This is a genomic window from Enterococcus sp. DIV0170 (assembly GCF_051710765.1).
In the GTDB taxonomy this organism is placed as follows: domain Bacteria; phylum Bacillota; class Bacilli; order Lactobacillales; family Enterococcaceae; genus Enterococcus_A; species Enterococcus_A raffinosus.
Genome location: NZ_JBIOLG010000002.1, coordinates 1 through 15553 on the forward strand (window position 1 = coordinate 1; position 15553 = coordinate 15553).

Genomic DNA, 15553 nt, shown 5'->3' on the forward strand with positions numbered 1-15553 from the left:
GATAACAGATGTACCATTGGTGCTGCATGGCGGCTCTTCATCCGGCAATACGAATTTGAATCGCTGCGCCTTAAACGGTATTGCGAAGATCAATATTTTTACCGATTTCCTTAACGCGGCCTATAAAAAGAACATGGATAGTAAGCCAAAAGATTATTTAGAAATGAAATGGCTTTCGAACGAAGCGATGGCGGAGACACTAGAGTCCTGCTACAAAGTTTTCGCGACAAAAAACGCAAAATAAAAAAAGAGGTGAAAAGAAATGACCCACAAAATTAAGACCCCATTTTTCGTTTTCAATCCAAAATCTTATCTCTACGGTGAGGAATTAGTAGCATTAGCCAAGCATGCCGATGTACTAGCGGTGAAGCATCCCGAATGCTCCGTTTTGGTAACGGTTCCTTTCACAGATATTGCGGCTGTGAAGAACGCGACTGAGAATATCATCGTTACGGCGCAGCATATGGACGGGATTTATCCTGGGCGAGGCATCGGGCATGTCCTGCCTGAGTCCATCTATCATGCAGGAGCACGGGCGGTCTTCTTAAATCATGCCGAACGTCCGATGACCGTTGCTGCATTAGCGCAATCAATCAAACGAGCAAAAGAGCTAGGCATTCAAACCATCGTCTGCGCAGATTCAATCTCCGAGGCAAAAGCTGTAGCTGTTATGGGGGCAGAGGTCATTTTATGCGAACCAACAGAGCTGATTGGTACAGGAAAAACCAGCGACAGCAGCTATATTGAACAAACAAATCAAGCGATTAAAGAAATCGATGACACGATTTTAGTGATGCAGGCAGCAGGAATCAGTAAAGCGGAGGATGTCTATCGTACGATTGAGTTAGGCGCCGATGGAACAGGCTGTACCAGTGGCATTACCAATGCCGATTCCCCAGCAGAGATGCTGACGGATATGGTGGAAGCCTTAGTAAAAGCCTATAAAGAAAGAGGTTAAAAAAATGACAGTAAAACATGAACAACTATCCCTTGACACTCAAGCAGGGAAAGTCACGTATTTAGATATCACGCTGCAGCTAAGAAAAGCCATCAAACAATCAGGAATCAAAGATGGTTTTTGTGCGATTACCACTCCGCATACGACCTGTTCAGTGATTTTCGAAGAATATGTACACGATAAAGACTGGAAAGGCGACGAATTCCTGCAAGTCGATCAAAATCGAATCTTAGACAAATTAGTCCCAAGACAATACACAGAATCGGACTACTTATATCCCGGACCAGCCCACGTGGAATTCTTAAAGGACTTGGCCGCAAAAGACCCAAATTACTTGCCAGACCCAGTCTCTATTTTAAACGCCGATGCCCACATCAAAGGATCTCTATTTGGCGCCAGCGAAACAGTGATCATCAAAGATGGCGAACCATTAATCGGTTCGGTCGGCTATATGTATTTTGTTGATTGGGATCAAAACCGCGAACGGACACGGACCTGTAATTTAATGATTATGGGGGAATGAGTCTTATTGAGGAGCACTGATGGTTAATTGCTGTCAGTGTTTTTTTTTGTACTCGTTACGTTATTAGGTGATTGTTCAAGCAACATTGTAGACCGCCACGAATACACGTATACTAATGATTAAAAGAAAAAGTGTCTGTGACAGAGGAATCATGAAAGAAATGGGGAAAATGGAAAGGCAATGTTGGATGAAAAGATTTTTATTGAGGTCAATGGGACTCAGCAAGGAATGTTTTTACAAAGTAAACAGATAGAAAATCCGGTCTTACTGTTCTTGCACGGAGGTCCCGGATCACCGGAGATTGCCTTCACTCAGGACCATCCGACAGGACTAGAAGAATTATTTACCGTTTGCTGGTGGGAGCAGCGAGGTGGTGGACTCTCTTACCAAAAAAATACGCCAAAAGAAAAAATGACGATTGAGCAGATGATTGCCGATACACTTGTGGTAACGGACTATTTGCAGAAACGCTTCGCAAAGGAAAAAATTTATCTAATTGGGCATTCTTGGGGAACCTTGCTTGGCACGATGACCGCTCAAAGAAGGCCAGACTTATTTCATGCTTATATTGGGATCGGTCAGATGGCGAATCAGCTAGAATCAGAACGGCTAGCGTATACGTATATGCTGAAGGAATTTCGGAAAAATAAGAACCAAAAAATGATCAAAAAGCTCGAAAAGTTTCCCGTTGATCAGGGGGGTGAAGTGTCTACTGCGTACATTTCTGCAAGGAGCGCAGGGATGATGAAGCTGGGAGTTGGTTTCATGCGCAATTGCCGATCAAGTATGAAAATTGGCAGCATGCTAATGCGGTTCAAAGGGTACACATTGAGGGAAAAGGTTCAATTTATGCGGGGCAACTCCTTTGCGTTAACCTGTTTATGGGATGAGATCATGACCATTGATCTAGCCAAAGAGGTACCTGAATTAGCGATTCCAGTCTATATTCTCCATGGCCGTTTTGATTACCAAGTCTCCTACGCCCTTGTCCAAAAATACGCTCAGAAGCTTAAATCACCAATGGTTGGTTTCTATACCTTTAATCATTCCGCTCACAGTCCTTGTTTTGAAGAAGCAGAGAAAATGTGCAAAATTTTGCAGGAAGACGTTTTACAAAATCGGATCACGTTAGCGGATCCTCTTTAGCGTGCCATTGAACTGATAGCAGAGATTGAAGATTTATCATGCAAAAGGAGACAGCATGAGGAGAGCTCGGGTATGTCTAAAGTAAAAACAGCAGGACAGAAACGATTGACAATACATAGATGACCGTCTATATTATAAACATAGATGATCATCTATGTAAGGAGGAAACACCAATGAATTATGATGAAATGTCTAAAACGCTAAAGGCGCTTGCTGATCCGAAACGGCTTAAAATCGTTGATCTTTTGTCTTGTGGCAGTTTATGCGCTTGCGATATCTTGGATCATTTTGATTTTACTCAACCAACCCTATCGCATCATATGAAAGTGTTAGAAAAAGCTGGTGTTGTCCTCGTGACTAAAGAGGGAACATGGCACCATTATCAACTGACGGATCGTTTTGTTGACCAATTTATGGGTTCAATGATGCAATTATTTTCAGCGAAAGAGGATTGCATTTGTAAAAAAATAAACTGTGATTGTAAAGGAGAGAAAAATGATGAAAAAATTGGAACTATTTGAACCAGCAATGTGCTGTTCAACAGGGATTTGCGGCCCCTCTGTGGATGAGGAGTTGTTGATGGTCACTTCAGTGTTTGAAACATTTGAAGGGTTGGATTCAATCGACGTGTCACGTCATAATTTAACCAGTGATCCGGACGCGTTTGTGAACAACCCTACAATATTGAAATTACTTCAAGAAAAAGGGAATGATATTTTGCCTGTAACCCTGCTAGATGGAGAAATTGTCAAAGAAGGCTCATATCCTAGCTTAGAAGAATTTGGAAAATACGGAGATGTGCATTTTGTGACTCAACCAGCAAACAATACAGGCGGGTGCTGTGGTGGAAACAGCGGAAATGAAGGCTGTTGCTAATGGCCTTCTCCAAAACAAACGAAGGAGGAGATGGCATGCGCCAATACATTCCCCAAAAATTGGGATTAACTAAATATCTGTTTTACACTGGAAAAGGCGGTGTCGGAAAAACAACGACGGCCTGTGCCACAGCGACTTCATTGGCGCAAGAAGGCAATCAGGTCATGTTGGTTAGTACCGATCCGGCTTCAAACCTGCAGGATGTTTTTCAAACCACATTAACCAATAAACCGACAGCGATTGAAGGGATCGATCATTTGAAGGTAGCGAACTTTGATCCAATAACTGCTGCTGAAGAGTATAAGGAAAGTGTTGTTAGTCCCTATCGTGGAATTCTTCCTGATAGCGCTTTAATAAATATGGAAGAACAGCTTTCGGGCTCTTGCACCGTGGAGATCGCAGCGTTTAACGAATTTGCTAACTTTTTGACTGATGGAGAAGTCGCAGACCAGTTCGATTATGTCATTTTTGATACGGCACCGACTGGTCATACATTAAGAATGCTCCAATTGCCTTCTGCATGGAATAATTTCCTTGATGAAAACACGACAGGTGTTTCCTGCTTAGGCCAGTTATCCGGGTTAGGTGATAAAAAGGACATGTATGAAAAAGCTGTAGAAACCTTGAGCGATGCTGCCCAAACGACCTTGATCTTAGTTGCTCGTCCGCAATCTGCTCCTTTGATTGAAGCAGCACGTGCATCAGAAGAATTGCTGAAATTAGGTATTAAAAATCAAAAGTTAGTGATTAATGGCTTGTTAGAATCTCATGACGACGCTATTTCCCAAGAAATTTATAAAGAGCAGCAGGATGACTTGAGTACTATGCCAGACACGTTGACTAAATTCGAAAGCTACTACATCCCCCTTAGACCATATAATGTCACAGGAATAGAGAAGCTCCAATTGCTATTAAAGGATCAGCAGCCTGCTATTGTGGAAGAGGAGCAAGAACATGCTGAGTTCCGTAATTTGGATGCAATTGTCGACGCGTTTATTCGTACAAATAAAAAAATCATTTTTACCATGGGGAAAGGCGGAGTAGGCAAGACCACTATTGCCATCAAAATTGCTGAGAAGTTTGCGCAATTAGGCAAGAATGTTCATTTAGCTACGACAGATCCAGCAGATCATCTGAATCTATTTTTATCAAAGGATTTACCTATCTCAATTAGTCACATTGATGAGGAAAAGGAACTAGAAGCCTATAAAGAAGAAGTGCTTACCAAAGCTCGTGAGACAATGAAAGCAGATGATGTTGCCTACGTTGAAGAAGATCTACGCTCTCCTTGTACACAGGAAATTGCAGTATTCCGAGCATTTGCGGAAATTGTAGACAAAGCGGAAAATGAAGTGGTTGTAATTGACACAGCGCCAACAGGACATACCTTACTTTTACTAGACTCTACTCAAAGCTATGCGAAAGAAGTTGAAAGGAGTTCTGGAGAAGTTCCCATTGCCATTCAAAAACTATTACCGCGACTTCAGAACGAAGAAGAAACGGAAGTATTGATGGTCACCTTACCAGAAACAACGCCTGTCTATGAATCAATGAGGTTGGATGAAGATTTGGAGCGTGCCAAAATTGCCCATACCTGGTGGCTAGTGAACCAAAGCATGCTTGCAACGAATACGCAAAATGCTATTTTGAAAGCCCGTTCCTTCAATGAATTGGAATGGATCGAAAAAGTTTCAGATCTTTCAAAAGGAAAATTCGCTGTTGAAGAATGGCAACCAAACTTTAGCCCATCAAGGGTATAATTTTTAATCTATACATAGATGTTTGTCTATATATAGGTTTCTTGATGACGAGTAATTAAATGGAGGAAAGCAGTAATGAAAAAAATTTATTTCTTGTGTACGGGTAATTCTTGCCGTAGTCAGATAGCGGAAGGGTATGCGCGCAAACTTTTGCCGAAATCAGATGTTGAGATCAGAAGTGCAGGGCTTGAAACCCACGGCTTAAACCCTAGATCCGTAAAGGTAATGGCTGAAGATGGAATTGATATTTCTAATCAGACATCTGATTTGATAGATATGGATTATTTTGCAAAGGCAGACTTGATCGTCACCCTTTGCGGAGATGCAAAGGATAAATGCCCGACCATTCCTAAGGATGCTGCCCATGAGCACTGGGACTTGAAAGACCCAGCGCAAGCCACCGGTTCTGAAGAAGAAATTCTATCTGAATTTAGGAGAACGAGGGATCTAATTAGAGGAAAGATTATTAGTATGGGTTAAACTAAGCGACGCCATACGCTCGTTTTCAATAGAGGCTTGTCTGAGGAATAAAAAGTTAAGATGGTGAATTCTTAATCGGCTACATCTATTTTGTCGATTAGGATCAAAATCGCGAACGACAGGAACCTGCAATTTAACGATTATGGGCGAATAAACTTGGTTGTGGAGCACTGATGGTTGTTTACCGTCAGTGTTTTTTGTTTGAAATCCACCTGCTTTGCGAGTAGTTCAAAAGAATTTTTAGTCTTGTAAAAGGACCTCTCGAAAGAAAAGAATAGCAATTGGTTTATCGAATTTTGAATTTTTAATGTTAAAGGATAAAGAAAGTTTCGTAGATAAAAAAACTTTTAATACGTGTGAAAAAAAGAAGCCTAAAAAGAACAATGGAGACGAAGCAATAAAATCAAATGCCTGCGATGAAAATAGTTCGGGTTAATTGTTGCTAGCATAGCTATTTAAGGAGAGCAGAAGGAACAGTTAATTTTTAGAAGGAAAATTAACTTTATGGATGTAAAAATTATCTGTAACTGGATAGTTTTGTAGGAACTTAATCTTTGAAGATTACAAATAATTCCTTGAACTATAAAAATAATATATATATAATCAAAATAGTTTAATGAAATAAGGAGCAAAGAAAGAGGGAATAAAAATGAAAAAAAGAGTATCTTTATATTTGAGTCTCGTCATCATGATCAGTTCATTTTTGACAGTCTCGTTCATTGCGTTGGCAGAAACAACTGACTCAAGCCAAAGCACACAGCAAACGCTCTACAATGACTCTGAATCAGTAGTCAACAAGATTAATGAAGATGCTTTATCGGTCTCAACTCAAAAGGAGAAGGAAGTTGTTTCTTCAAACTCTCAAGAACAAGCTACTTCAACAAGTGAGAAAATAGATCGAAGACAGCAATCCAATTCAACTACTAATCAACCACGAGGCCCCTCATCTCGGAAGGCAGTTGCTAATATCGTAGATAGTATTTCTTTAACCGATTCGGCAGGCAATCCACTGACTGAAGTCACTCAATATACGGAGATTCGGGTGAACATTGCTTTTTCATTGCCGAATAATGAAGTGAGTAACGGTGACACAAGTACAATCACATTGTCATCAGAATTCATGTTAGAAAGCAATATCACATTCAATGTGACTAATGCCTCTGGAGATATAATAGCTGTTGCAAACACAAATGCTAGCAATAATACAGTTACATTGACCTATACGTCTTTTGTCGAAGAACACTCCAATATTTCTGGGAAATTGCATTTTATTAGTAAAATTGATACCAGCACAGTAGAGAATAAAACGGATGTTCCTATATATATTGATGTTGAGGGTGAACAGATATTTGCCGGGGACATTCATTTTGAGAATCAAGGAGATGATGAAAATGAAAAATTTTCGAAATTTTCTTGGTTTACAAATGCTGAAGGCACAGAAATATACAATGAATTACGAGTAAATCCATCTGGAAATACTTACTCGGATGTAACGATAGAGGATATTTTAAAAACCGATGGATTGTCTTATATGAAAGACACATTTTCCATTAAAGTAGGCAATTGGGAATTAAATAGTAATCATATTTGGATTTTTGAAGAAGAAGAAAATGTTACGGACCAATACACTATTGAGTTTAGTGAGAAGGGATTTTCGATTCATTTAGGAGATATAGGAAATAAAGAGTACCAAATATCTTATAAAACAAAATCGGACCACGAACCTATTGAGGGTGAAAAATTTACAAACTATGCTCGTATGACTGATAATCAAGTCGTTATAAACGATGTCGAGGTAACTCGAACTTATCAATCAGGTAGTGGTGAAGCAGATGGGTACAACTACACAATTGAGATCCATAAAACAAATGAAACAAATGAACGATTAGCAGGAGCGGTATTTGAGATTACTCGAGATAGAACAGGAGTAGTTGTGGGAACTATTGAGACAGATGAGAACGGTCACGGACTCATCCATCAGTTATTGAAGGATAGTTATACCCTGAAAGAAACCCAAGCTCCTCCTGGATATGTTTTATCAAGTGATGAAATTAAGATTTCTCCTGATGATTTTGGAAGTGATCGATCCGTTTTAAAAACAATCATAAATAAAAAAGAAACGCCTACGATAAACGTTTCTGGAGTAAAAAAATGGGAAGACAACAATAATCAAGCGGGAAAAAGACCAGAAACGATAACAGTAAATCTATTGGCAGACGGCCTACAAGTTGATTCAAAGAAAGTAAGTGAAGCCGACAATTGGTGTTATGAGTTTAAAGAGTTACCAAAATTTAACAAGGATCGTGAAATTATTTATACAGTAACAGAGGATAGTGTGGCACACTATACAACCCAAATAAAAGGTTTCGATATTACGAATACGTATCAAGACGGAAAAACAAGTCGCACGGTTACGAAACATTGGGAAGATAATAACGATCAAACCCATCTTCGCCCAGAGAATATCATGATTCAGTTATACGCGAATGGTCAAAAGCAAGGGGAACCAGTGCAATTGAGCGAAAAAATGAATTGGACGTTTACTTGGGATAATCTCGACTTGAATGATCCGTTTGGAAACCCAATTCAATATACGATTAAAGAGGTAGCTATTCCGGCTGGCTATACAGCATCAATAGCTGGAGAAAAGACTGGGAACCTGTTGATTACGAATACACTTAAAAAGAAAGCCGAAAAAAATAACTCGGAAAAAACGCAGGACACAACAACTTCTTTTACTAGTTATGGGTTACCAAGAACTGGTGAAGAAAAAGGTTGGTGGCTCACCATAGTGGGTGGACTTTTAGTAGCGAGCATAGGCGGAGGCCTATATTTGAGAAAGAAAGCAAAGGAATAAATTAGCTAAAATGAAGAAACATCCCTTCCTTATTTTGTTCATCGATGTTTAAGTCTGTGTAAAAGCTTATCAGTAGAATAAAAAAAAGCGTTCCTGTTATGAAGGATTCCCTATGAAGTAGAAAAGGAAAAAAATTCCAAAACTACTTTATAGGGATTTTTGTGTCAAGAATTTTGAAGAAGAAGGATTCGGTCATCCCTTATGTTATGTAACCTATGAGTTATGATAAAAGGGAAACAGGTGAAACAACTACACTTGTTTCCCTAACTCTTTATCTACGAAGCATAAAGAATTCTCTTGCAGCCAAAGCATGAATTCTATCTGAATGGATGATTTTTCCAAAAAGATCTTCGGGGTCAACATTGAACACATTCATTGGGGGAGCATCGACTGTCCCTCAATGAGAAAATCATAGCGTGGTATCAGAATCAGGCATCCTCGTCATTTTTGGTTTTCAAATTTTAAGCAATTGTTTACAATTGTTCTTTAGTGCTGAACAAGCATTACTGATAAAAATATTATCATATCGAAAATGTAATGTAGCATAAATGAAATCCATAAATTTCTTGTTCGAATATAGACGCCAGTCATAAACAATCTTTCGACGCCAATGATTAAGAACATTTGCGCAAGATGCCAATTGTATGCATCAAAGTGTAGAAGACTAAATAGGACGCCAGATAATATCCAAGCTAAGCCTATAGCAGTTGATCTTTTCAAATATCTAAAAAGAATAGCATTTATTGTTAAGAAGAAGAAGATACTTATTATTTCTTCGATCATTAAATTACTGAAATTATCTAAGGCAAGTATGGAGAATACTTTTGGTGTATGGGGTAGTTTAGCATATTCGAGTGCGGCCCGATTTTCAGTAGTCAAATTCAAAGCAGCAAGAACCGATGACATGGTTAATGAATAAACTACTTGTGATAAAAATATTAATAGGCCTATCTTTAAATCAGCCCATCGTGGAATTTTAAATAATTTAAAAGGTGAATAAGTGGTGCAAAGCCAATAGCTAAGTAAAAACAAAAAAATCAATACATTAGGTACTAGCAGTTTTGTCAATAAAGACTCAGAATTAAATAAGTGAATTTTTCCTATTCCAACCAATAAATAAAGGGAAAAAATTCCAGCCGTCAATAAAAAAAGTCCAATCAATCTTCGATTTGAAACGGTGTTGTCACTTAAGGGTAGTTCTTCCGTAGTCTCTTTGCGTTCTAAAAAAAATAAGTCATTCATAATAAAGCTCCTTCTAATTTAACATAATGAAAAAAGTATCATATAAAATTAGAATTGTCATTGATAACGACTGGTATTTTATTTTCACAGTGATCATTCTTATTAAGGGGATCATCTTTTGTATCAATTAACTTTTGTCAATTTGTACAAAAGTAGGAAACTACTCCAATAAAATAAGAAACTGTATTTTCTTATTTTTAATAGTTCAGTAAGTCTTTCTCAAATATGTTTATACGCATCTTTCCAATACATGTCTTGACAGCATCTTCGGTATGGTGTTACATACAAGGATGCTATTTTAAAAAAACAAGTATACAGGTGGGATTAACATTATGCTGGGAAAAAATATGGCTCTTTTAACTGATCTATACGAATTGACTATGATGCAAGGCTATTTTAAAAATGGTGATAAAAACAAAATTGCTGTTTTTGATATGTTCTATAGAAAGAATCCATATAATGGTAGTTACGCAATTATAGCTGGTTTAGACCAAGTAATCCAATACATCAATAACCTTCATTTCTCAAAAGAAGATATTCTTTATCTTAATTCTCTCGGGATTTTTGAAACGGATTTCCTTGACTATTTAAGTAATTTTAAATTTACAGGATCAATATGGTCTGTTCCTGAAGGAAGTATTATTTTTCCACAGGAACCAATCGTAAAAGTTATAGGACCTATCATTGAAGCCCAACTTATTGAAACAGCCTTGCTTAATATTGTAAACTTTCAAAGCTTAATTGCTACAAAGGCGTCTAGAGTATGTTTTGCAGCTCAAGGAGATGAAGTGATGGAGTTTGGTGCTCGACGCGCTCAAGGACAAGATGCAAGTGTCTATGGAGCTAGAGCAGCGATAATTGGAGGATGCAGCGGAACATCTAATGTGCTAGCAGGCAAGCTATTCGATGTCCCTGTAAAGGGAACAAATGCACATTCATGGGTTATGCGTTTTTCAGACGAGTTAAGTGCCTTTCAAAAGTTTACTGATGTTTATTCGAAGAATTTTACTCTTATTTCTGATACTTACGATACATTAAAAAGTGGGATTCCTAATGCGATTCACGTGTTTAATGCGTTAAAGAAAAAGGGAATTCATCCAAACTTCTATGGAGTAAGGCTGGATTCAGGGGATCTGACTTACTTATCAAAAGAGGCTAGAGATATGTTTGATCGTGCTGGTTTTTCAGATGCAAGTATTATTGGAAGTAGTGATTTAGATGAGTTTTCAATTACATCTTTGAAATCTCAGGGGGCGGAGATCACACATTGGGCCGTGGGGACAAGTTTGATTACGTCGAAAGGTTGTTCCTCTTTTGGCGGTGTTTACAAGCTATCAGCTATACAGGAATCTGGAGAAATTTTTTCTCCCAAAATTAAGATTTCAGAAGATCTAGAGAAGGCTACCTATCCAGGTAATAAAAAAATATTTCGTATCTATGATAAAAAAAATGGATTAATATGTGCCGATTTAATTTGTTTGGAGAATGAGTATTTTCGAGAGGATAGGGATATAGTGGCTGTTAATCCTCTAAACAACAATGAGAAGATCGAGCTTTCCTTCAAAGATTTCAATATAAAAGAACAACTTATAGAAATTTTTTGTAAAGGGGAAAAGAGCTATATATCACCCTCTGTATGGGAAATAAGGGAATTTTGTCAAAAGGAATTAAAAACTTTAAATTTTGAAAATCGTCGTTTAACGAATTCTCAAAAGATACCAGTGTTGATCTCTGAAAAACTTTATACTAATAAAGAATTATTACTTTCACAAAAATAGCTGGATACAGTAAGGTAAAGGAGAACTTCTATGAAACAAAACAAAAATTTATCATATAAACATGCCCATGTAATAGCTACAACCAGAGGGGTAGCTTTCGCCGTGATAGCGGCTATATATTTCATTTTAGGTGAGGTATTTTCTGAAAATCTCTGGTGTGTATATTTAGGTTTTTTGCTAACAATGGCTTTAGGTACGGGTGAGACCGGTGAAGGAAAAATTATTAATTATTTATGCAGCTTCTTGATTGGCTATGTTTATGCCATACTATTTTTTAGTATTAAGTCAGTTTTATCAGGAATTCTTCCGAATCTCCCTACTGTTATTGTCAGTGAGTTTCTAATTACTTTTGTAGTTATTTTTGCACATTTAGCCATCTTTAGGGAATCAAAATTCAATGTAATACCGATGATATTCGCAGCTGTCACAACGGTTTTTGCAGCAGGTAGTATTTCAAAAGTTCCCTATTATGGGCTTTCCACAATCATCGGAATATTGATTGCATTTGCAACAGATAGAGTGATTCACATAGTCATGAAAAAAATTAACATTTGAAATACTTTTTTTCAAAAGAGATATTCTTTTTATGATAGTTAAGAAGCACCTTTTGTGAAGGATATCTAAACTATTTCCACTGGATTTATTAATTAGTAAGGGGGATAGCAAAGAAGATCTTTCAAAAAAATCGACACTGTTTATAAGAAAAACAAGAACAGACTGGGAAGAAGAATCAACGAGGATGGAACAAAAGTTGCTTTCTCGTCAAACTATTTTGTGTACCCAATAATTCTACAATTTACTAATGAAGCCATTAAGAGTCACCCATGGCGGTGAAGCAATTTCTGTCTTCACTCGTTTACGACTGAAGACGCCGTTAATAAATTAGGTAGTTTTCCAAGTACAATTACTATAAAATAAATGGTAGCTAAATAAATTTTAATGGTGGAGGAGAAAAAATGGCTAGTGCAGAATGGTATCAAAAAAGAGACGGGCAAGCAGAGCACTTGGTTTATCTGGATAATGAAGGAAAAGAACTAGAAAAACTGATAAATGGGACAAAATCAATGATTATCCGCGGGGCTGCAGGAAAGAAGAGTCCTCTTGGTGGTCGAGCAAAAGAGGGAGATATTCTCTATTTTGTTGAAAAAGGTGGAAACCTGGAGGTAACTTATCGCGGTGTCTTAACCAAAGTGGTAGAAAAATACAAAATGACCCCAGAAGAGTCTACGGCGTTCATCAAAGATTTTGGAGAAGAACTTAATCTATCCGAAAAGCAAAAGACGAGATGGTACGGGAAAAAGTGTATAGGACTCTATGAGGTCGACCATTTAGAGCAGATCGAGCCCTTTTATTACAATAGAGAAAAGAATATGGATGATTGGGTAATTACTGATGATATCAATGATATTAAGAAATGAGTATTCTCTGTACCTCTAAAGTGAAATAAATAACTTTCTCCAATGCATAAAATAGTCAGAGGAATTGCATCCGCATTTTCCTCTGACTATTTTTTTCTATTTATTAGGAAGGTCGTCTTTTTGCCTTTGAGAAATTTAAATTATTGAGTCAGCTGAATATAGCGATTTCCCGGGGAATACATATTTATGTTCAAAAAAAGATTACTATAGTCTTCTCTTGCTAAAATATAGCCAGTAGTCATGGTGACCGTTTCACCTGGAGCAATTGGCTGATCGTCTGACTCATCATCAACGATCAGATTATCCACGACTTTTCCAACAGTTTTTGGCAATGGATGAGCAGGGACGTCTATATAACGATAGGTATTGAAAGGATCTGATAGATCTTTTCGAACTAGGTGAGTCTCTTTGGGTAATTCCGTGATGCTATCACCTTGTTTGACTAACTGTTCTACTTGCGGAAGAACAGATGTATGGTTTATCGTTTTTTCTTGTATATTTTTGACTTTTATCTCGATTTCTAAATATTTAGGATGTATTTCAAATTCTCTGATTTCTCTATTCAAAGTGTTTTCACCATCACCATACGCGTATTCTGTTGCTATAATCGGTTGAAGCTTGCCCTTTTTGTCCCACTTTTCACCAAAGTCTTGTTCCTCATAGGTTCCCGCTTTCATTCGCTTCTTTAGTATCGACAGGTATTCCGGTGCGATCGTATCACTAATTGCTACCTTAGATACAGTAATTTCCTCTATGGGTGTACCGTAGATATCCACCCTGTTGATTGCTTCATTGAGTTGTACGACTTCATCTTTGTTGTTGCTATCTAAGATCATTGGGTCCACCGTTTCAATCCGCTCTGCCGCATCCGCAGGAGTCAGATAGTCTTGGACGAAAGTTGCTTCTTCCTTGGTCTTCACATTGACAAGGGAAAGCTGGTCAAGAATCTTAGTTATCTCTTTTTCCGAAATGTCTCCATAACATTTTAGCTCAACAAACTTATTTTGCTTTTCAAAAAATTTTCTCCCTATTCTCACTTCTATCCCACCAAAAGGATCAGATTTTTCCAAAATATAGGCAGAGCCTTTTGAAAGCTTGATCTCCTTATAGTTCTTAACGTAATCATCAATAACAGTATCTTTATTGTTTAGCGCATAAAGGGTAAAGGTGACCCCTCGTGTCTTTTCCAAAGCTTCTAAATAATCATCACTATCCGAGGACACAGTTATTTTCTCTTCAAAGTACAATTCTCTTGAGTCTTCAGAAATGGTTAGATATTTCGGCGCATAGCCAGCGACCAGTCGATAATTACCAGTATCTGGCTGCTGAAGAGCTGGTTTTTCGATTTTCGTTGTAAGTTGATAGTTCTGTTTTTCAGTCGTGATTTCCCATAATTTTGCTGCAACATAGGTTCCTACTGGAAGAAAAAGTACTACGAGCACGGCAATCATTAATAACTTACGCTTAGAAAAAGTAGCTAAAACAATGGGGGCTTTCTTTTTCACGCGTGTCTTGTGTACAATAGTCTCTTTATTCTCAGCGGAGTAGCTGCTACCGTAATAGTCTAAAATTTGGTCAAGTGCTTCATCAGAAAGCTCCCCTAGTGGGTGTTCATCATATTTTTTTACCACTTTTATCCACTCCTTTATTTAGTGAAAATAAATAGTCCCTATCATCTTCGTCAAAAGCTTGCTGCAATAGCCTTTTTCCACGATAAAGATAATTATTCACTGTCTTTAGAGGAATATTCAGCTCCTCGCTAATCATCATGGGCGTGTTTTCAAAAATATAGCGCTGTAAACAAATTTCACGCATGGGACTGTTCAACGTGCCAATCAAATAAGCGATTTCTTCCACAAATGCGCGATGATCCTCCGATGCGGGTACATTATCGAGTGTGAATTCATCATTAAGCAGGTAATCTTTCTTGCTACGTTGGAGTTTATTGATGCTTAAGCTCCTTGTGATCAATATTAGATAGTTTTTGAGCGTTCCCCGACTGGACTGATACTTTGTCGGAAATTTCCAGATTCGAAGAAACGCATCACTGACGATTTCTTCAATATCATGCGGATCATGATTTTTCCCAAGGATGGATAAAGAAACGACCCAAAGCAGCTTTGAATACCTGTCAATCAGCATTTCGAACGCTTCTTCGTCCTGCTGTATAATTTTTTGCAACAATTCTAAGTCTTCCAAAAAACAACCCTCCCTTTCAATTATTCCTATCATAAATATATACACAGTAAGAACAGAGATATACTAGAAATTTTTTTAATTTTCTACAAGTCAATGGAAGAGAGTAAAGCTGATAATTAGGCAATAGTCTAAACAGGTAAAGAAAACGCTGTCTATTCTTTTTTTCGAACAGAACATAATGATCTTTGCTTTGGGAACTCGTTCTATTTACTAGGTGATTGTAGTTAGAACCTGTCATTGTTAATAAAATGGATACTGATAAAAAATTCAGTTCCTAACCGACTCATAAATGCAATCTTTACAGACGAATGACAAA

15 protein-coding genes are annotated in these 15553 nt (G+C 37.7%); 12 read left to right on the forward strand and 3 right to left on the reverse strand.

Features of this window, described 5'->3' with window-relative positions:
• The 9 genes from IGI50_RS15605 to IGI50_RS15645 form a co-directional block, all read left to right on the forward strand.
• Positions 1-244, forward strand: a 244-nt coding sequence (locus tag IGI50_RS15605; protein ID WP_438777605.1) for a class II fructose-bisphosphate aldolase, incomplete at its 5' end; no start/stop codon positions are given.
• A gap of 18 nt (positions 245-262) precedes the next feature.
• Positions 263-958 carry a triose-phosphate isomerase gene (locus IGI50_RS15610; protein WP_438777606.1) on the forward strand — a complete coding sequence of 232 codons (696 nt, stop codon included), beginning with the start codon at positions 263-265 and terminating at the stop codon, positions 956-958.
• Positions 959-962: 4 nt separating this feature from the next.
• Positions 963-1481, forward strand: a complete 519-nt coding sequence (locus IGI50_RS15615) for a YjbQ family protein (RefSeq protein ID WP_010744056.1) — start codon at positions 963-965, stop codon at positions 1479-1481.
• 180 nt (positions 1482-1661) lie between these two features.
• The gene (locus tag IGI50_RS15620; RefSeq protein ID WP_438777607.1) at positions 1662-2627 is read left to right on the forward strand and encodes an alpha/beta fold hydrolase; all 966 of its coding nucleotides are present in this window, start codon (positions 1662-1664) and stop codon (positions 2625-2627) included.
• A gap of 173 nt (positions 2628-2800) precedes the next feature.
• Entirely contained in the window at positions 2801-3148 is a 348-nt protein-coding gene (locus tag IGI50_RS15625) for an ArsR/SmtB family transcription factor (protein ID WP_028020806.1), read from the forward strand.
• The gene (gene arsD, locus IGI50_RS15630; protein WP_438778427.1) at positions 3126-3503 is read left to right on the forward strand and encodes an arsenite efflux transporter metallochaperone ArsD; all 378 of its coding nucleotides are present in this window, start codon (positions 3126-3128) and stop codon (positions 3501-3503) included. Before IGI50_RS15625 ends, arsD begins: the two co-directional genes overlap by 23 nt.
• 35 nt (positions 3504-3538) lie before the next feature.
• On the forward strand, positions 3539-5263 hold the full coding sequence (gene arsA / locus IGI50_RS15635) for an arsenical pump-driving ATPase (protein WP_438777608.1): 1725 nt from the start codon (positions 3539-3541) through the stop codon (positions 5261-5263).
• A gap of 75 nt (positions 5264-5338) precedes the next feature.
• On the forward strand, positions 5339-5743 hold the full coding sequence (gene arsC, locus IGI50_RS15640) for an arsenate reductase (thioredoxin) (RefSeq protein ID WP_438777609.1): 405 nt from the start codon (positions 5339-5341) through the stop codon (positions 5741-5743).
• A gap of 649 nt (positions 5744-6392) precedes the next feature.
• The gene (locus IGI50_RS15645) at positions 6393-8600 is read left to right on the forward strand and encodes a Cna B-type domain-containing protein (protein WP_438777610.1); all 2208 of its coding nucleotides are present in this window, start codon (positions 6393-6395) and stop codon (positions 8598-8600) included.
• A 486-nt stretch (positions 8601-9086) separates the two neighbouring features.
• Here IGI50_RS15645 and IGI50_RS15650 read toward each other — a convergent pair whose 3' ends face one another.
• Positions 9087-9842 carry a lysostaphin resistance A-like protein gene (locus tag IGI50_RS15650; protein ID WP_438777611.1) on the reverse strand — a complete coding sequence of 252 codons (756 nt, stop codon included), beginning with the start codon at positions 9840-9842 and terminating at the stop codon, positions 9087-9089.
• Between the two features lie 332 nt (positions 9843-10174).
• On the opposite strand from IGI50_RS15650, the gene IGI50_RS15655 reads away from it, so the two are divergent.
• The 3 genes from IGI50_RS15655 to IGI50_RS15665 all read left to right on the forward strand — a co-directional run bounded on the left by IGI50_RS15655 (position 10175) and on the right by IGI50_RS15665 (position 13038).
• Complete coding sequence (locus IGI50_RS15655; RefSeq protein WP_438777612.1) at positions 10175-11620, forward strand: nicotinate phosphoribosyltransferase; 1446 nt, start codon at positions 10175-10177, stop codon at positions 11618-11620.
• Between the two features lie 30 nt (positions 11621-11650).
• Positions 11651-12175: a hypothetical protein gene (locus IGI50_RS15660; RefSeq protein WP_438777613.1), complete on the forward strand. Its 525-nt coding sequence runs from the start codon at positions 11651-11653 to the stop codon at positions 12173-12175.
• 401 nt (positions 12176-12576) lie between these two features.
• A complete protein-coding gene (locus tag IGI50_RS15665) occupies positions 12577-13038 on the forward strand; it encodes a hypothetical protein (protein ID WP_438777614.1) in 462 nt (153 codons plus the stop codon).
• Between the two features lie 140 nt (positions 13039-13178).
• Here the strand turns inward: IGI50_RS15665 and IGI50_RS15670 are convergent, their stop codons facing one another.
• Together IGI50_RS15670 and IGI50_RS15675 are read right to left on the reverse strand one after the other, a co-directional pair.
• Positions 13179-14669, reverse strand: coding sequence for a hypothetical protein (locus IGI50_RS15670; protein ID WP_438777615.1), 1491 nt, complete (start codon positions 14667-14669; stop codon positions 13179-13181).
• Positions 14653-15237: an RNA polymerase sigma factor gene (locus tag IGI50_RS15675; protein ID WP_438777616.1), complete on the reverse strand. Its 585-nt coding sequence runs from the start codon at positions 15235-15237 to the stop codon at positions 14653-14655. Before IGI50_RS15675 ends, IGI50_RS15670 begins: the two co-directional genes overlap by 17 nt.
• Positions 15238-15553 lie beyond the last annotated feature (316 nt).